The sequence below is a fragment of the Amycolatopsis sp. NPDC004169 genome, from assembly GCF_040610315.1.
GTDB lineage: Bacteria > Actinomycetota > Actinomycetes > Mycobacteriales > Pseudonocardiaceae > Amycolatopsis.
In genome coordinates, this window is sequence record NZ_JBEXMD010000011.1 from 215,755 (window position 1) to 232,661 (window position 16,907).

At 71.2% G+C, this 16,907-nt stretch carries 17 protein-coding genes; 6 read left to right on the plus strand and 11 right to left on the minus strand.

Translation table 11 applies throughout. The annotated features are described in order from the left end of the window. Window positions 1–62: 62 nt before the first annotated feature. The 4 genes from ABZX11_RS17890 to ABZX11_RS17905 all read right to left on the minus strand — a co-directional run bounded on the left by ABZX11_RS17890 (window position 63) and on the right by ABZX11_RS17905 (window position 2,593). The gene (locus tag ABZX11_RS17890) at window positions 63–221 is read right to left on the minus strand and encodes a hypothetical protein (protein ID WP_354914084.1); all 159 of its coding nucleotides are present in this window, start codon (window positions 219–221) and stop codon (window positions 63–65) included. 234 nt (window positions 222–455) lie between these two features. Next, a complete protein-coding gene (locus ABZX11_RS17895) occupies window positions 456–638 on the minus strand; it encodes a hypothetical protein (RefSeq protein ID WP_354914086.1) in 183 nt (60 codons plus the stop codon). A gap of 171 nt (window positions 639–809) precedes the next feature. After that, entirely contained in the window at window positions 810–1,904 is a 1,095-nt protein-coding gene (locus ABZX11_RS17900) for a helix-turn-helix transcriptional regulator (RefSeq protein WP_354914088.1), read from the minus strand. 140 nt (window positions 1,905–2,044) lie between these two features. Beyond that, window positions 2,045–2,593: an ABATE domain-containing protein gene (locus tag ABZX11_RS17905; protein ID WP_354914090.1), complete on the minus strand. Its 549-nt coding sequence runs from the start codon at window positions 2,591–2,593 to the stop codon at window positions 2,045–2,047. A gap of 89 nt (window positions 2,594–2,682) precedes the next feature. Between ABZX11_RS17905 and ABZX11_RS17910 the strand changes: the two genes are divergently transcribed. Then, window positions 2,683–3,606, plus strand: a complete 924-nt coding sequence (locus ABZX11_RS17910; protein WP_254897229.1) for a TAXI family TRAP transporter solute-binding subunit — start codon at window positions 2,683–2,685, stop codon at window positions 3,604–3,606. Window positions 3,607–3,617: 11 nt separating this feature from the next. Here the strand turns inward: ABZX11_RS17910 and ABZX11_RS17915 are convergent, their stop codons facing one another. From ABZX11_RS17915 to ABZX11_RS17935, 5 genes are read right to left on the minus strand one after another with little or no spacing between them, the layout of a single operon-like run. Next, window positions 3,618–4,526, minus strand: a complete 909-nt coding sequence (locus tag ABZX11_RS17915) for an NADP-dependent oxidoreductase (protein WP_354914093.1) — start codon at window positions 4,524–4,526, stop codon at window positions 3,618–3,620. Next, entirely contained in the window at window positions 4,523–4,984 is a 462-nt protein-coding gene (locus ABZX11_RS17920; protein ID WP_354914095.1) for a cupin domain-containing protein, read from the minus strand. Before ABZX11_RS17920 ends, ABZX11_RS17915 begins: the two co-directional genes overlap by 4 nt. 14 nt (window positions 4,985–4,998) lie before the next feature. After that, window positions 4,999–5,949, minus strand: a complete 951-nt coding sequence (locus tag ABZX11_RS17925) for a helix-turn-helix domain-containing protein (RefSeq protein WP_354914097.1) — start codon at window positions 5,947–5,949, stop codon at window positions 4,999–5,001. A 34-nt stretch (window positions 5,950–5,983) separates the two neighbouring features. Next, a complete protein-coding gene (locus ABZX11_RS17930) occupies window positions 5,984–7,381 on the minus strand; it encodes a HAMP domain-containing sensor histidine kinase (RefSeq protein ID WP_176175882.1) in 1,398 nt (465 codons plus the stop codon). Between the two features lie 2 nt (window positions 7,382–7,383). Further along, the gene (locus ABZX11_RS17935) at window positions 7,384–8,058 is read right to left on the minus strand and encodes a response regulator transcription factor (RefSeq protein WP_354914141.1); all 675 of its coding nucleotides are present in this window, start codon (window positions 8,056–8,058) and stop codon (window positions 7,384–7,386) included. A 278-nt stretch (window positions 8,059–8,336) separates the two neighbouring features. On the opposite strand from ABZX11_RS17935, the gene ABZX11_RS17940 reads away from it, so the two are divergent. The 5 genes from ABZX11_RS17940 to ABZX11_RS17960 all read left to right on the plus strand — a co-directional run bounded on the left by ABZX11_RS17940 (window position 8,337) and on the right by ABZX11_RS17960 (window position 12,545). Further along, window positions 8,337–9,065, plus strand: a complete 729-nt coding sequence (locus ABZX11_RS17940) for an amino acid ABC transporter ATP-binding protein (protein WP_003054447.1) — start codon at window positions 8,337–8,339, stop codon at window positions 9,063–9,065. A 57-nt stretch (window positions 9,066–9,122) separates the two neighbouring features. After that, entirely contained in the window at window positions 9,123–10,049 is a 927-nt protein-coding gene (locus tag ABZX11_RS17945; RefSeq protein ID WP_176175881.1) for a glutamate ABC transporter substrate-binding protein, read from the plus strand. Window positions 10,050–10,135: 86 nt separating this feature from the next. Beyond that, window positions 10,136–10,783 carry an amino acid ABC transporter permease gene (locus tag ABZX11_RS17950; RefSeq protein ID WP_176175880.1) on the plus strand — a complete coding sequence of 216 codons (648 nt, stop codon included), beginning with the start codon at window positions 10,136–10,138 and terminating at the stop codon, window positions 10,781–10,783. Window positions 10,784–10,856: 73 nt separating this feature from the next. Next, complete coding sequence (locus tag ABZX11_RS17955; RefSeq protein ID WP_176175879.1) at window positions 10,857–11,717, plus strand: amino acid ABC transporter permease; 861 nt, start codon at window positions 10,857–10,859, stop codon at window positions 11,715–11,717. A gap of 90 nt (window positions 11,718–11,807) precedes the next feature. Beyond that, on the plus strand, window positions 11,808–12,545 hold the full coding sequence (locus ABZX11_RS17960) for an SDR family oxidoreductase (RefSeq protein WP_354914100.1): 738 nt from the start codon (window positions 11,808–11,810) through the stop codon (window positions 12,543–12,545). On the opposite strand, the gene ABZX11_RS17965 is transcribed toward ABZX11_RS17960, so the two are convergent. Together ABZX11_RS17965 and ABZX11_RS17970 are read right to left on the minus strand one after the other, a co-directional pair. Next, complete coding sequence (locus tag ABZX11_RS17965) at window positions 12,542–13,162, minus strand: hypothetical protein (RefSeq protein ID WP_176175877.1); 621 nt, start codon at window positions 13,160–13,162, stop codon at window positions 12,542–12,544. The genes ABZX11_RS17960 and ABZX11_RS17965 overlap by 4 nt on opposite strands. 7 nt (window positions 13,163–13,169) lie before the next feature. Continuing rightward, window positions 13,170–16,838: an ALF repeat-containing protein gene (locus ABZX11_RS17970; protein ID WP_354914103.1), complete on the minus strand. Its 3,669-nt coding sequence runs from the start codon at window positions 16,836–16,838 to the stop codon at window positions 13,170–13,172. Window positions 16,839–16,907 lie beyond the last annotated feature (69 nt).

Below are 16,907 nucleotides of genomic sequence, written 5' to 3' on the forward strand. Positions count from 1 at the left end.
TCCGGAGTAATTCGCCGGTCAGTAACCTGATCTTTTGCGTCAGTACCGCGAATTCGACGAATTCACTCGATCCTGACTTCGACGGCGGGGCTGTAGGCGAGCCGGCCGTGGGCGGCCACGCGGGACGAGCACCCACCAGTGCGCACCCGGCCGGCGACCGGCACCGTCGCTTTTTCGCCGGCGGCGAGCCGGAAGGGCTGCGCCCGCGGGCCGATCGTCACCTCGGTACCCCAGGTGCAGCGAGCCCGCCTCGGACCTCGCTCTGGTGCGGCAATCCTGACGAGGGCCGGCGCCGGGTGACGGACACGAACCACGTCCCGGTGGGGGCCGCTGCGGTCGTCCCCAGCCGGATCATCGGTGTTCGCGATCCGGCACGGCCCGCACAGGGACGTCCCGTTCGCGGTCGAGGCGCGGGAGTCGACGGAGGGCCGGTGATCGAGACGCCGGATTGACCATCACTTGATCTTCTTGCGCAAACGCTGCCTCGGCTGCTCTCGTCGATGACGAAGCAACAGCTTGAGAACCTTCACGGCTCGACGAGCGCGATCCGGTCGCGACCACACGGCCGCGTAGACGACCGGGCCGGCAACCGCCACCGGCAAAGCTCCGCTGAGGGCGAGCAAGACGAGGGGAGACATGCCCCCACCTCCGATCCGGGAACCGCGCCGGCGGGTCGGCCGGCCCCCATCATGAGACAGCACGCCGACCCCGAAGACCACGGAGCGAGTAACGGGCGAACCGGCCGGAAGCGGTAGCGAACCGGTAGTGAACCGGTATTCACCCGACGATGGGCAGCGCGCGAACAGCGGTCACCCCAGCCGTTCGAGCAAATTCTGCAACAGCCTGACTGTCACGCTATTCGTCCTAGTCCGAAGCTGCGTTGCCGTCAAGGTGCGGTATTGATCGAGTGCGAGCGACCAGTATTGGTTCACTCGGGATATGTCCCGTTGAAGACCGGACAACGTCGGCGGCATCGGCACGAGCGAGTACTCCACCTGGCGCGCGGACATCGAAGTCTGGCGGATCAGCAGGCTCACGGTGTCCCCGAGTGAACTCGGGATCTCGTCATGGGCGGAGATGATCTCCAGTTCGTCGACGTCTCCCGGAAGGTCGAGAATCACGAGCTCGTACTTCGGCGCCTCACGCAGAGTATCGATCATGTTGCCGACGATGGCTCGTGCCGCATCCGCGGACTTGCTCGCCAGGAATTCCCGGAAAGTTCGCTTTATCAACACTATTTTACATCGCTTGCGACCGGTCAAAACGAGATTCCGAAAATACTCGCGATACAATCGGACATGCTCGACGAACGTGACGTAGTCGTCTTCACTGAGCCCCATTCCGACAGCCCATCGGTGGTCTTCTTCACGATCCAGGAATATCACCGGAGGTTCGGCGAGTATCGACATTTCAAGGCGCGAAAGGTTCTTCTCCAGCGCGAAGATGTATGCGAACGCTTTTTCGTTCTTGAGCTGCAGGATACCGGGTAGCCGCAGGAGATCTTCAGTGTCACCGGGAAGCGAGGTGATGAAATCGGCCAGGGACTCGCTGCCGAGCACGCCGCGCAAGCTGCCCACTCGCTTCTTCCTCAGCTCGACTATCCGCGAGAAACAAGACCGGGCCAGTTCCTCGTCGTCGAAGCACTCCCAGAGCAGTTCGGCAAGCTCCACCCCCAGCGCGGCGGCGATGAGCTCGAGGGCGAACTTCCCCCTGGCCGGCGGCCGGACCGGCAGCGGCCGTGCTTTGCGCACGGACTCCAGCACGCGCACCGTGTCAACCGACACCGTTACGCCCGGATCGAGCATGCTGGCCCGTTCCGCCAGTTTTTCCTGTGTCAGCCCACGCTCCCGACGCAGGGCACTGAGGCGTTCCGCCAGCCGCCGCGGTCCGTTCGAATCACCCAAGCGGCCCTCCGCTTCAGTTTCTGCTCACCAGGTGATTCTAGCCCACTTTCGATCACTTCAATCGCGGAATACGCTGAACTTTCAGAACACAAGCGTTCGTCGTGGAGTGACCTGGAAATGTCCAGTTTCCGGTAGCCGCGTCAGCGGTCGGCGGCTCGGTACCGCTGCATCTTCTCGCGGCTCCCGCACGAACTCATCGAGCACCACCGCCGCACCCCTGCGCGCGAAGTGTCGAGAAACAGCAGCGAGCACTCGGGATTCGCGCACTCCCGCAACCGGCCGGCGTCCTCGCCCCCGAGGACCGCGACCGCGTCCGCGGCGATCGACCCCAGCAACGACGGCACCGTCGCCGACACCACCCGGCTCCGCAGGCCCTCCGCGGTGTCCACCAGGGCGGTCACCGGCGGCGGCTGCCCCGCCCACCGGTTCACCGTGGCCAGGTCCTCTTCGGACACCTGCCCCACCATCAGCCGGTAGACGGCCTCGCGCAGCTCGCGCGCCGCCGTCAGGTCCGCCTCCGTGCAACGCGGGTCGGCCGAGGTCAGGCCGGCTTCGGTGAACCACCGGCCCAGCGCCGCCGGGTCCGGCAGGCGCTCGAAGCCGCCGTCCCGCCAGCGCTCGCCGACCGTGGCCGTGAAGTTCACCGACGGCCGTCCGCCGTGGAAGCGGAATCCGTGCTTGTCTCCCACGTCCTGCAGGGTACTCGCGTTACTCCTTGAAGAGGTAACGCAGGCCTGCCCGGCTGCCCATCCGGTGCGGAGTCTGGCACGATCAGGCCGTGACCAGCAGGCGGACGCGCGGGCTCGCGATCGCGGCTGCCCTCCTGCTGGTGCTCGCCGCCTGCACCAGCGGCTTCGGCGACCTCAAGCTGCGGATCGCCGCCGGCAACTCGGGCGGCGTCTACTACAAGCTCGCCCAGACCCTCGCCACCGCCTGGCAGGGCGGCCTGGGCATCGACCGGCCGCAGGTGCTGCAGACGCAGGGCTCGCCGGACAACGTCGCCAAGGTGCTGGCCGGCACGGCCGACGTCGCCTTCGTCGCGGCCGACGTCGCCGCGGACCGGTACCAGGCGCACCCCAAGCTGGCCGCCCTCGCCCGGATCCACGACGACTACCTGCACATCGTCGTCCGCGCCGACTCCGACATCCGGTCGGTGTCCCAGCTGAGCGGTCACCGGGTCGCGATCGGCTCCCCGCAGTCCGGCGTCGAGTTCATCGCCCAGTCGCTGCTCACCGCGCTCGGGCTGCGCGACTCGGTCAGCGCGACCACCCGCGGCCTCGACGAATCTGTGGCCGCGCTGCGGAACCACGAAATCGACGCGTTCTTCTGGTCCGGCGGGCTGCCCACGCCGAAGCTGCTGGAACCGGAGAACCGCGGCCGGCTGCGCCTGCTCGACCTCGCCGACGTGCTGCCGAAGATCCAGACGCTCAACCAGGTCTACAGCACCGCGACGATCCCGGCGAGCACGTACAGCCAGACCCTGCCCGTGACGACGCTGGTGGTGCCGAACTTCCTGGTGGTCCCGAAGACCATGCCGGACGACGTGGCGGAGGCACTGGTCCGCGGCCTGTTCGACGCCCGCAGCGAGCTGGCGAAGGCCAACTCGGCGGCCCTGTCGATCGACGTCCACCCGGGCATCGAGACCCAGCCGATTCCCCTGCACCCGGGGGCGCTGCGGTACTACCGGGCCCAGAAGACCTAGGCGGCCGAGCTTCAGGGCATGGCGATGACCAGTTTGCCGCCTTTCGGGCGCTGCTCGCGCTCCAGCTCCGTCAGGGCGGGAATCGCCTCGGCCAACGGGACCGTGCGGGCGACGGGCAGACGCAAGGTCCGGGCCACCTCCTCCAGGTCGGCGGGCGCCATCCGGCCCATCATCGCCCGGAACGGCCCGGGCAGTGCGCTCCGGAGCATCTTTGCCGGGGTCGGGACGATGTCGACGATGCTCCCGCCGGGCTTCAGCAGCGTCCGGGCCGCGGCGAACGGAAGCAGACCGGGCGTGTCGAGGACGAGGTCGAACCGTCCCGCGAGCGCGGCCGGGTCGAAGCCGAAACCCACGACCGGTTCGACGCCGAGCTCGCGGGCCTCGTCCGCCGCGGTGTCACGGCAGCTGCCGGCCACCGAGGCTCCCCGCGCCCGGGCGAGCTGGACGGCGGCTCGGCCCACCCCGCCCAGGCACCCGTTGACGAAGACCGCCTGTCCGGGCCGGACGTCCGCGATGGCCTGGTAGGCGGTCACGCCCACGGTCGGCAGGGCGGCGGCCTCCTCGTAGGAGAGCTCCACCGGTTTGCGGACGACCGCCTTCTCCGGGGCCGTGACCATCTCGGCGAACGCTCCCGCCTGCCGGAACCGAGCCGCGCCGAGGACCGCGTCGCCGGCCTTCAGCCGGGTGACGCCGTCGCCGACCGCCTCGACGACTCCGGCGAAGTCGTGCCCCATCGCCCGGGGGAACGAGCGGCCGGTCATCAGCTTCAGCTCGCCGTTGCGCATCTTCCAGTCCAGCGCGTTGGATGCCGCCGCCCGGACGCGGACGAGCACCTCACCCGACCGGGGCGTGGCCGGCTCGAACTCGGCGAGCCGCATCACCTCGGGGCCGCCGTAGCGGTCGTATTGGAGGCGCTTCACGACGCGTATTCGTTCGAGATCTCGGTGGCGTAGTTCTTCCAGAGCGGTTTCATGGTTTCCGCGTTCACCGGCTGCCCGGAATCGATCATGGCCTTGAAGTCGCGGAAGTACTGCACGTACAGGTCCGGCGTGAAGGTGTTCAGCATGACCGCGTTCTCGTCGCCGATGTTGGCGAACGTGTGCGGCGCCCCGGTCGGCACGATGACCCAGGTGCCCGGCCCGGCGTCGTAGTGGTCCTCGCCGACGGTGAACCGGAACGTTCCCTTCAGCACGTAGAAACCCTCGTCGTGCTGGGCGTGGCGGTGCTGCAACGGGCTCGGGGTGCCCGGCGGGATGGTGACTTCGGCGAACCCGAGCCGGTGCTCGGTGTGCTCGCCGTTCTCCAGTATCCGGATCTGCTGTGCCCCGCTGCCCAGGATCTCGCCCTCACCGGGACGGACGATGTTCACCTTCGCCACGATTTCTCCTTCTATTACCTGACTTCGTCACCACCATCCTTTCCCGGGCCGGCGGCGCGCGTCTTGGTCGCCGGTGCACGGTTGCTGGTGACCAGTGCGCGGGCGTTGTAGCCGTACGTCGCCTTGAACAGCTTGCTGAAGTGGGTGGGATCGGGGAATCCCCACCGGGCCGCGACGGCGGTGACAGTACGGCCGCCTCCGGTCAGCTCGGCTCGGCAACGCTCCAGGCGGCGACGGCGGATCAGCGCCGCGACGGTGAGCGGCTGGTCCTCGAACAGCTTGTGCAGCCGGCGTACCGAGATGTGGTGGGCGGCGGCGATCCCGGGCGGGGACAGGCCGGGATCGGCCAGCCGGGCCTCGATGTAGCCGGTGATCCGGTCCCGCAGCCGCTCGTCCGGGGCCGGTTGCCCGTCGCCGAGCCGGGCCTCCAGCGCGACCGCGATCAGCTCGACGACGGCCGCCGCCGAGCGCCGTGCCTCCGCCTCGCGGAACTCGGTCGCCGACCGCGCCGACTCCCGGGCCAGCACCGAGACCAGCGCGCCCGGCCCACGACTGCCGTCGATGCGGACGCCGACGAGCCGGTCGAGCTGCGCGGGCCGGATCCGCAGCTCCCGGCGCGGAACGACGACGGTGACGTGCGCCCCGGCGGTGCTCTCGAACCGGACCGCCCGCGTGGGATCGAGCAGCACCAGGTCGGACGGCCCGAGTTCGGCCTCGCCGCGCCCCTGCTCGATCCGCGTCCGGCCCCGGGCCATCACCTTGATCGCCAGGTTCTCGCCGTCGACGGCGTCACGCTCCCGCCCGAAGCAGGCGCTTTCGGGCGTGTCGAGGGAGACCAGCCGCAGCGGTCCGAGGTCGCGGGTGGCGATCCGGGCCCGGAAGCCGGCCCCGGCCAGCTTGTTGACCAGCGGCGGGAACCCGCTGGCGGCCAGCTCGCGTTGGAACGTCTCGAAATTGCCGTTCACCGGTCAACTCTACCGGCGAAACTCCGGCCGGGTGTCAGGCGACCGGGAACAGCATCGAGATCCGCAGCCCGCCGCCCTCGGGCAGGTCCAGCTCCAGTTTCCCGTCCGAATGGGCGACGATCTCGCTGACGATCGCGAGCCCCAGCCCCGACCCGGGCACGTTCTGGTGCGCCGGGCTCCGCCAGAACCGGTCCAGCGCCCGGTCGAGCTCGTCCGGCCGCAGCCCCGGCCCGTGGTCCCGCACCGACAACCGCACCCGGTCCTCTTCCCGGGAGACCGCGACCAGGATTTCCGTCCCCGATGCGGTGAACTTCAAGGCGTTGTCCAGCAACGCGTCCAAGATCGTCTCCGCGCCCCGCGGTGGCATGCACACGCGCGCACCGTCACCCGGCGTCTCCACCACCAGCCGGACGTCACGGGCCTCGCCGACCACCGACCAGTCGGCGACCCGATCCGCCACGGCCTCGTCCAGCACCACCGGGTCCAGCTCATCGCCCGAAGCCTCGGCCCGCGCCATCGACAGCAGCCCGTCCAGGATCTGGTGCAGCCGGCCCGCGTCGACCCGCGCCGCCTCGAGGTCCGCGGCCGCCGGCTCGTCGTTCACGTGGCCTTCGAGGTTGCCCAGGCGGATCTTCAACGCCGTCAGGGGGTTGCGCAGCTGGTGGGACGCGTCGGCGACGAACGCCCGCTGCGCCGCCAGCGCACCCGACACGCTCGACGCCATCCGGTCGAACGACCGGCCGAGCTGGCGCAGCTCCGGCGGCCCGCCGCTCTCCCCCACCGGCTCGGCCTCGCGGCCGCTGACCACCGAGGCCACCAGCGCGCCCGTCGCGTCGTCGAGCCGGTGCACCGGCCGCAGGATCCAGCGGACCACCGGGATCGCCACGGCCAGCGCGAGCGTGAAGGCGAGGATCCCGCCCGCGGCCAGCAGCAGCCACCACCACAGCACGTCCGCCCGCTCGGAGCCGGTGTCGGACACCGTCAGCACCGCGCCGTGCACCTCGCCGTCGGCCAGCACCGGTTCGGCGAGCACCAGCGGCGTCGAATCCCACGGCATCAGCACGCCCGCCGGCTGCGAGCGGCGGCCGGCGAGCGCCTCGCCGATCGGCCCGCTGAGCCGTTCGGCCTTGAGGTCGATCCGCGCCGCGTCCGGGCCCAGCGACGAGGCGAAGAGCTTGCCGTCCTGGTCGACGACCGCCACCTGGACGCCGTACACCTCGTTGTAGCGGATCAGGTCGGGGTTGATCAGGCCCGGCTTGTTGTCCAGCAGCGGGCGCTGCGCCAGCGACGCGAACCGCGCGGTGTCGGTCAGCCGGTCGAGGAACAGGTCCTGCTGCGCGCCGGCCGCGATGCTCCTGGCCAGCGGGATGCCCAGGCCGAACACCAGCAACGCCACCAGCGTCAGCACGATGCCCTGCAGCCGGACCCGCACGCTCAGCTCCGGGCGACCTGGCCGCCGAGCCGGTACCCGACCCCGCGGACGGTCTCGATCAGCGCCGGGCGGCCCAGCTTCGTCCGCAGCGTCGCGACGTGCACGTCCAGCGACCGGCTTTCCGCCGGGCCGCGGTGCCCCCACACCTCCGTGAGCACGTGCTCCCGCGAGCAGACCGCCCCGCGCGCGCCCGCCACCAGCGCCAGCACCTGGAACTCCTTGCGGGACAGGGCGACCGCCTTGCCGTCGACCAGCACCTCGTGCCGGGAGACGTCGACCGTGACGTCCCCGACCCGGATGATCACCGGCTCGGCGGCCGGGTGCTCCCCGCGGCGGCGGCGCACGGCCTCGACCCTGGCCATCAGCTCCTCGACGTCGTAAGGCTTGACCAGGTAGTCGTCGGCGCCCGCGCGCAGGCCCTGGATCCGGTCGTCGACCTCGCCCCGGGCCGAGACGACGATGATCGCGACGTCGCTGACCGCGCGGATCTGGCGGCACAGCGTCACGCCGTCGATGTCGGGCAGGCCCAGGTCCAGCAGGACGACGTCGACCTCGTGCACCCGGTCGAGCACGCCGGCGCCGGTGGCCAGCCGGGCGATCGCCAGGCCGCGGCGGGTCAGCGCCGGGATGAGCGCACCCGCGACCCGGTCGTCGTCCTCCACCAGCAGCACCCGCACCCGTCCGCCTCCCATGGTGACCTGCTTCACCGGCCGGTACGGCGAACTCTAGGACGTCGGGGCGGGCCCCGCACCGGCCACCCGGACGGTCACACTCCGTGACCCCAGGTGGACACCCCCCAAAATGGACATCGATACTCAGTTGAAACCCTAAGTATTGCTCAAGGGGCCTTGCCAGGCGGTAGAGCAACGGTAGGTTCTCGCCATCGCGTGGTGACCCATGCCCGAATTGCACGAACGACCCGGGAGGCCAGATGACCGCGGAGGTGGCGGCGCCGATGATCAAGGCGTCCGCCGTGAACAAGTACTTCGGCGACCTGCACGTGCTCAGGGAGATCACGCTCGAGGTGCCTCGCGGCCAGGTCGTCGTGGTGCTCGGCCCGTCGGGCTCGGGCAAGTCGACCCTGTGCCGGGCGATCAACCGGCTGGAGCCGATCAACTCGGGCGAGATCGCCGTCGACGGCGTTCCGCTGCCCGCCGAGGGCAAGGCGCTGGCCGCGCTGCGGGCCGACGTCGGCATGGTGTTCCAGTCGTTCAACCTGTTCGCGCACAAGACCATCGTCGAGAACGTGATGCTCGCGCCGGTGAAGGTCCGCAAGACCTCGCAGGCCGAAGCCCGCAAGACGGCGATGGAGCTGCTGGAGCGCGTCGGCATCGCCAACCAGGCCGACAAGTACCCGGCCCAGCTGTCGGGCGGCCAGCAGCAGCGCGTGGCCATCGCGCGGGCGCTGGCGATGCGGCCCAAGGTGATGCTGTTCGACGAGCCGACCTCGGCGCTGGACCCGGAGATGGTCCAGGAGGTCCTCGACGTGATGACGGGCCTGGCCAAGGACGGCATGACGATGCTCGTCGTCACCCACGAGATGGGCTTCGCCCGCCGGGCAGCCGATCGGGTGATCTTCATGGCCGACGGCGAGATCGTCGAGGACACGACACCCGAAGAGTTCTTCACCGCGCCGAAGAGCGAGCGCGCGAAGGACTTCCTCGGCAAGATCCTGACCCACTGAGAACAAACGTTCCGCGGCGCGTCGGCGTCCGGGTGACGACACACAGGAGAGATTCACATGAGGATCCGCACCCTCGCGGTGGGACTGCTCGCCGGCGGCTTGGCGCTGACCACGCTGACCGCCTGTGGCAAGGAAGGCACGCCGGCCACGCCGGGTTCCGGTGACCAGAGCGGCACGAACGCCCCCGCGGCGCTGAGCTACCCGGTCGCGCAGGGCGTCGACCTGGCCGGCTCCCCGGTGTTCGCCAAGATGAAGTCGGCGGGTGCGCTGACCGTGGGCGCCAAGGACGACCAGCCGGGCCTCGGCCTCAAGGACCCGACGACGGGCAAGTTCGGCGGCTTCGACATCGAGATCGCGAAGCTGGTCTCGGCCGGCCTCGGCTTCGACCCGGAGAAGATCACCTTCCGCACGGTCGACTCCGGTGCGCGTGAGCAGACGATCGCGAACGGCGACGTGAACTACTACGTCGGCACCTACTCGATCACCGACAAGCGCAAGGCGCTGGTCTCCTTCGCCGGCCCGTACTTCGTCGCCGGCCAGGACCTGCTCGTCCGCAAGGACGACACCTCGATCACCGGCCCGGAGACCCTCAAGGGCAAGAAGGTCTGCTCGGTCACCGGCTCGACCCCGATCCAGAAGGTCCGGCAGCAGAACCTGACCGAACCGGGCAACATCGTCGAGTTCCAGAAGTACTCGCAGTGCGTCGAGAAGCTGCAGTCGAAGGACGTCGACGCGGTCACGACCGACGACGCGATCCTCAAGGGCTACGCGGCTCAGGAGCCGGACACCCTGAAGGTCGTCGGCAAGACGTTCTCGACCGAGAAGTACGGCATCGGCCTCAACAAGGACGACAAGGTGCTGCGCGACAAGGTCAACGAGATCCTGCAGAAGGCGCTGGACGACGGCACCTGGCAGAAGATCTACGACGCCACCCTCGGCAAGTCGGGCTCGACCGCGACCAAGCCGACCCTCGAGAAGTACTGACGTGACACCGGGGCCGGTGGATCGGGTTTCCCGGTTCACCGGCCCTCTCACATCCACTCCTTGACCACGGACGCGGGGAAGGCTCCATGGACGTCCTGCTCAACAACCTGGACCTGTTCGGTCCGTTCTTCCTGCGCACGATCGAACTGTTCGTGCTCTCCGCTGTCGGCAGCCTGATCTGGGGCACGATCCTGGCGATGCTGCGGGTGAGCCCGGTCCCCGTCTTCCGCGCCGTCGGCGCGGCGTACGTGACGATCGCCCGGAACACGCCGCTCACCCTGGTGTTCGCGTTCTTCGTGTTCGCCTACCCGCTGCTCGACATCGTCAAGCTCGACTACTTCCCGGCCGCGGTGACGGCGCTGACCGTGTACACCTCGGCGTTCATCTGCGAGGTCGTGCGCTCGGGCATCAACACCGTGCCGGTCGGCCAGGCCGAGGCGGGCCGGGCGCTGGGACTGACCTTCGGCCAGATCCTCGGCCAGGTCGTGCTGCCGCAGGCGCTGCGCTCGGTCGTGCCGCCGCTGATCAGCACCTTGATCGCGCTGCTGAAGAACACCACCATCGCGGCCGGTTTCTCCGTCGCCGAGGCCGGCGCGATCCGCCAGTACCTGTCCGAACGCGGGGAGAACCAGCTGGTCGGCCTGCTGTGGGTCGCGCTCGGCTTTATCATCCTGGTCGCCGTGCTGTCGTTCGTCCAACGCAGCCTGGAGAAGCGCTGGAGCGTCGCCCGATGAGGGAGCTTGCGACCGAATCATTCAACACTGCGCTTGCGGCTCAGGCCGCACCGAGCGTCAGCGAGGTGTGCGCATGAGCAACGTCCTGTTCGACGTCCCGGGGCCGAAGGCCCGGCTCCGGTACCGCACGTACGCGGTGATCGGCACGCTCGTGGTCCTCGCCTTCGTCGGGTACATCGGCTGGCGGTTCTACGACAGCGGCCAGTTCACCGCCCGCAAGTGGGAGTGGCTGCAGTACGCGCAGGTGCAGCGCGACCTGGCCGACGCGGTGCTCGCGACGGTCGAGGCGTTCGCCGCCGCCGCGGTGCTCGCGGTGATCTTCGGCGCGATCTTCGCGGCGGGCCGGCTGTCCGACCACGGGTGGATCCGCCGGATCTCCGGGTTCGTCGTCGAGTTCTTCCGCGCCATCCCGGCGCTGATCCTGATGTTCCTGTTCTACTTCGGCCTGCCGACGCTGGGCGTGCCGATGACGCCGTTCCTCGGCGTGGTGTTCGGCCTGACGCTGTACAACGGCTCGGTGCTCGCGGAGGTCTTCCGCGCCGGCATCCAGTCGCTGCCGAAGGGCCAGAGCGAAGCCGCGTACGCGCTGGGCATGCGCAAGACGCAGGTGATGTTCCTGGTCCTGCTGCCGCAGGCGATCCGGGCGATGCTGCCGACGATCATCAGCCAGCTGGTCGTGCTGCTGAAGGACACCGCGCTCGGCTTCATCATCACCTACCAGGAGCTGCTGTACTACGCGCGCTACATCGGCTCGCAGGGCACGTTCGGGCGGCCGATCGTGCCGTCGACGATCGTGGCGACCGCCATCTACGTCGTGATGTGCCTGCTGCTGACGGCGCTGGCGACGTACCTGGAGCGGCGCAACCGCCGCAACAAGAAGGTCGTGGCGGCACCGCCGCCCGTCACCGAAAATCTGGTGGGCTCGTCGGTCTGAGCCGGCTCGTCCGAGTCACCCGTTCGAGGCCCCCGGGACACGTCCCGGGGGCCTTGTCGTGCCCCCGGTGTGTCGCCTAGCGTCGGGCGCATGGGTGTCGCACTGGTGACCGGCAGTTCCCGGGGTCTCGGCCGCGTGATCGCTCGCCGGCTGGCCAGAGACGGGTTCGCCGTCGCGCTCAACGGCCGTCACGACAACGCGGACCTCAAGACGGCCGCGGAGAGCATCCTCGCCGAAGGCGGCCGGGCGGGGGCGTTCGCCGCGGACGTGACGGACCGGCGCCAGGTCGGCGAGCTGGTCGACGCCGTCACGGCCCTGCTGGGCCCGATCGGGGTGCTGGTGCTCAACGCCACCGGCCCGCAGCCGGAGGCGCCGGTGGCGGGCGTCGACTGGCCGGACCACCTGGCCCAGCTGGATTTCTTCGTGCGGTCGCCGGTGCTGCTGGGCCACGCCGTGCTGCCGGGCATGCGCGCCCGCGGCCACGGCCGCATCGTGCACGTCGACTCGGAGGTGGCGGACCGCCCGCCACCCGGCCGCTCGGCGTACGCGACGGCCAAGAGCGCCCAGATCGGCCTGGCCCGGGCGTGGGCGCGTGAGCTGGCCCCGGACGGCATCACGGTCAACACGGTGGCGCCCGGGTTCATCCCGGTGGAGCGGCACGCGGAGGTCCCGGAAGGCGAGCGCGAGGAGTACCGGGCCTCGGTCCCCGCGGGGCGGCTGGGCACGCCGGAGGAGGTGGCGGCCGCCGTCAGCTTCTTCGCCTCGGACGAAGCCGGCTTCATCACCGGGCAACGCCTCCTGGTCGACGGCGGCCGCTCGCTCGGCTAACTCCCGGCCAGGGCCAGGATCCCGTCCGTGTCACGCGCGAGGAAGCCGTCGAACGGGACCAGGTACCGCAGCTCCGGGTGCCGGGCGGCGACCTCGGGCCGCAGCACCAGCAGCTCCGGCGTCACGGTCACCGGAGTCGGGCCGCCGGTCACGATGTCGTCGAGGTCGGTGTCCAGCGACGGACCCCAGCGGTCGACGACCAGGCCGACCGCGGCCGGCCCGGTCGCCCGGAACTCGGCCAGCAACGGGCGGATCACCGTGTCCTGCCCGGTCCGCGCGATCCCCCCGCCGAATCCGTCGAGGTCGTAGTCCTCGACGACCACGTCGGCGGAGAGCCGCGTCAGCGTGCAGACGACGTCGGCGTCTTCGTCGTCGGCCATCCAGTACTGGAAGGTGAACTGCTCTCCCTCCGGCAGCGCGGCCATGGCGGCGAGCAGGCCCTCGCGGTCCATCTCGACCTGCTCGCCGATGGTCTCCCACTCGCCGCTGATCGCGGTGATCCGGCCGGTGCGGGGATGGCTCAGCACCATCCCCGCCGCCGCCAGCGAATCGACCCGCCGGCGCGCCTGCTCGGGTGACCAGTCGCGCCGGTACAGCCGGACGAATCCGTCGGACATTCGGTGCCTACTTCGGGAAAAGGATGACGTTGCCGTCGCCGAGCCACTTCTTGGCGAGGTCCAGCGCCGCTTGCGGCGTGCCCTCCTCAAAGTACGCGAGGGCTCGCACCCCCGCTTGGTCGGCGCCCCACTTGAGGACCTTCATCTGGCTGCCCAGCTTGGTGGTGTCCAGCGCCTTGCCCGGCCCGCCGACCGCGATGTACTCGCCGTTCGGCCCGAACACGTCCACGCCGGTCTTGCCGACGCCCGGCTGCACGATCGTGAAGTCCTGGCCGTCGTTGGTGAGCTCCTTGGTGCGACGGCCGCCGACGATCTCCGAGACCTTCACCTCGCGCGCGTCGCCGATCTTGTTGCCCGGGTTCTCGGCGAGGTTCTTGATGTCGTCGGCCATGCCCTCCATGCCGTGCATGGCCATGGCCAGGCCGCCGATCATCTCGGCCACACCGGCGTAGACCGCCGGCCCCGAGGTGAACACGCACGCGATGGCCCCGACGAGCGCGCCGCCGATGCCGCCGGGCACCGCACCGATGCCGGCGAACGCGGCACCGCCACCGGCACCGATCGCCGCACCCGCACCGACTTCTTCGGCACACGCCGCGATCGCGCCACCCGCGACCGACGCGCCACCGAGTGCGGCGCCGACGCCGCCCGCCACCTCGGCCAGGTGCTGGATCAGCGCGAGCAGCTCGCCCGCGTGGTCGCGCACGTAGTCGAGGGTGGCGCCGGCCATCGTGTCGATCATGGACAGCAGCTGGTTCGCCGTGTCCAGGAGCCCCTGCAGCTCCGGGTGGTCCTGGATGACCTGCGCCACCGCGTCCCGGACCTGCTGGACGGTGCCCCGCATGTCCATGACCTGCTGCTTGGCGTTCTCCTCGGACTGCTTGACGCTGACCGCGTTGTACGCGTCGGCGGCCGCCTTGCTGGCTTCGACGACGTCCTTGCCCGCCGCGTCCGCGTCGGCCTGTGCCCGGGCCGCCGCCTCGCGGGCCTCCGCGGCGTACTCGTTGGCCAGTGCGGCCGACTGCGCCGCCTGAGCCGCCGAGCGCTGCGCGGCCTGCGCCGCCGCCTGGGCGTTCGACGCCGCCCAGCGGGCGGTTTCGGCCGACTGCGCCGCCTGGGCGGCGGACTTCTCGGCCTGGTCGGCGGAGGCCTTCGCGGCTTCGGCGTGCTGCTGCGCCTCGGCCGCGGAGTCCTTCGCCGCCTGGGCCGCCGCAGCGGCTTCGGCGGCCGAACCGGCGGCGTTGGCCGCGTATTCGGCGGCCAGTGCGGCCTGCTGGTGGGCCAGGGCCGCGGCTTCCTTCGCGTTGGCGACGTAGCCGTTGACCTGGGCGACGTGCTGCGCGGCGTCGGCGTCCCGCCACGCGGCGCTGTACTGCCCGGTCTGCAGGAACTGGCGGACGTAGGTCCACGGACCCGACAGCGCGGCGTTGGCCGCGGCCTTCACTTCCGGGCCGCCCTTGTCGAGGATCTTCTGGACGGCGATCCGGTCGTCGTTCTTGGCCGCGGTGAACTGCCCGGTCTTCAGGAACGCGGCGACGTCTTCCGGGGTCCCGGAGAGCGCGCGGTTGGCCGCGTCCTTGGTGGCCGGCCCGCCGAGTGAGGAGATGCGCTGCGCCTCGAGCCGGTCGTTGGTGACCTTGCCCTGGTAATCGCGGGTGGTCAGGAACTGCTTGACCTGGTCGTGGCCGCCCGCGGCGGCGGTGCCCGCCGCGGCGCGCTGGGCCGGCACCAGGGAGGCACCGCCCACGATGCCCAGGCTGAGCCGGTCGTCCTGCTCCAGCGCCGCGTTCAGTCCACTCTGGACGAACGCGGTCAGCTCGGCGTCCGTGCCGGCGAGCGCGGCACCGGCCGCGGCGAACAGCTTCGGGCCGCCGGTGTGCATCAGTTCGGCGGCCAGCTTGCGGCCGCTGGCGATCGCCGCCGCCGGTGTGGCCGCCGGGTCCTTGGCCGCGACCAGCAGGGTCGCCGCCTGCTGGCTCAGCTGCTCCGGCTGGCCGGCGGTCCAGTGCGCGGCCACCGTCCGGGAGTCCTCGGCCTGCTTGGCGTCCTGCGCGTCGCGGGTCGCCTGGGACTGCTGCTCGGCCAGCCGCTCCGCGTCCGCGCGGCGGGCCAGGCTCGCGGTGTTCTCGGCCTGGTCGGCGGCCGCCTGCGCGGCATCGGCGGCGTTCTTCGCCTCGATCGAGGCGTCCTTCGCGCGCTGCGCGGCCCCGGCCGCCTCCCCGGCGTGCAGGGCAGCGTCGTCGGCCGCGGCGGCCGCGGCGTTGGCGTGCGCGACGGCGTCCAGCGCGGCCTGCCGCGCCTGGCCGGCCCACGCGGCGGCGTCGTTGGCCAGCGACAACGCGGCGGCGGCCGCCCGGCTGGCTTCGTTGGCGTTGCGCTGCGCCCGGGCGGCGGCGTTCTTCGCCTCGGCGGCGCTGGCCCCGGCCTGCTGCGCGTAGCCACCGGCTTCCGACGAGGCCGCGGCGGCCGCGGCGGCGTCGTTCGCGGCGGCCGCGGCCGCCTGGACGGTCACGGCGACGGCGTGCACGGCGTCGATGGCGTGGGTCAGCGCGTCGGCGGCGCTCTGCGCGCCGTTGGCGGCGTCCCGGGCGTCCTTCGCGGCTTGCGTCGCCCGGTCGGCCTGGCCCCGGTCGGTCGCCGCGGCGGCGGCCGCGTTGCGGGCGTTCGAGGCGGCCCGGCCGGCCATGGAGGCGGCCCAGGCGGCCTGGCTGGCGGCGGCCGCGGCCTCGCGGGCCGCGTTGTTCGCCGCGTTGGCCGCGTTGATCGCCGTCTGCGCGGCGCGCGCCGCGCGGTTGGCGGCGTCGGCCGCCCGCGCCGCGGCCTGCGCGGCCTGCTCCGCCGAGCCCTGCGCCTTGCGCGTCTCGTCGGCGGCGATCTGCGCGTCGGCCTTCGCGGCCGCGGCGGCGGTGGCGGCCTGGTCGGCCGCGTCCTTCGCCGCCTGCGTCTGCTCCGTCGCGCGGGCCTGCGAGCTCTTCGCGAGGTCGGCGAGCTGCGCGACCGTCGCGGTCTCCTGGTCACGCTGCAGCGCGACCAGGTAGCCGCTCTGGAGGAACCAGCGCACGTCGTCCGCGCTGGACGACAACGCCCAGTTGCCGACCTTCTTGACCTCGGGCCCGGCGGTGTTGATCAGCCGCTGCACGGCGATCCGGTCGTCGGTGACCTGGGCGCGCTGGTAGCCCTGGCCGAGGAAGGCCAGCTGGTCGTCGGAGGTGCCGTTGAGAGCAGTGTTGGCCGCGCTCTTCACGGCGGGCCCGGTGGCGGCCGACTGCAACCGCGAGACCTGCACGCGCAGGTCGGTCTGCCATGGCTGCCGCCACCCGTTCGCGAGGAACGCGCGCACGTCGGCGATACCGCCGCCGAGCGCGGCGTTGGCGGCGTGCTGGGTCGCGGGGCCGCCGGTGGTGATCATCTGCTGCACCGCGACGCGGTCGGAAATTTCCTGGACCCGGGCCAGCCCGGACGCCAGGAAGGTGTGCACGTCGTCGTCGGTGCCGCACAGCGCGGCCTCGGCCGCACGGGAGATGACCTGGCTGCCGTCGCGCATCAGTGCCAGCACCTGCTGGCGTTCCGTCGGCTGCGGCGTGTCCGCGGCCGCGGCCGGTGTCGCCACGATGCCGGCGAACAGCGCGAACGCCGTCGTCGCCGTCAGTGCGGCCCGTAGGTGTCGGATGCCCATGTGCCCCGCTGCCCCCTCGTGAGATCCGCAGGGGATGACGGCAGGCAGCCGTCGGCTGCCCCGCGCACG

Bases quoted from the DNA above. Each gene is read 5' to 3' on its own strand.
- ABZX11_RS17895 (WP_354914086.1), bottom strand. From the start codon at position 638: ATGTCTCCCCTCGTCTTGCTCGCCCTCAGCGGAGCTTTGCCGGTGGCG.
- ABZX11_RS17940 (WP_003054447.1), top strand. From the start codon at position 8,337: ATGATCAAGGCGTCCGCCGTGAACAAGTACTTCGGCGACCTGCACGTG.
- ABZX11_RS17945 (WP_176175881.1), top strand. From the start codon at position 9,123: ATGAGGATCCGCACCCTCGCGGTGGGACTGCTCGCCGGCGGCTTGGCG.
- ABZX11_RS17950 (WP_176175880.1), top strand. From the start codon at position 10,136: ATGGACGTCCTGCTCAACAACCTGGACCTGTTCGGTCCGTTCTTCCTG.
- ABZX11_RS17955 (WP_176175879.1), top strand. From the start codon at position 10,857: ATGAGCAACGTCCTGTTCGACGTCCCGGGGCCGAAGGCCCGGCTCCGG.
- ABZX11_RS17960 (WP_354914100.1), top strand. From the start codon at position 11,808: ATGGGTGTCGCACTGGTGACCGGCAGTTCCCGGGGTCTCGGCCGCGTG.
- ABZX11_RS17965 (WP_176175877.1), bottom strand. From the start codon at position 13,162: ATGTCCGACGGATTCGTCCGGCTGTACCGGCGCGACTGGTCACCCGAG.
- ABZX11_RS17970 (WP_354914103.1), bottom strand. From the start codon at position 16,838: ATGGGCATCCGACACCTACGGGCCGCACTGACGGCGACGACGGCGTTC.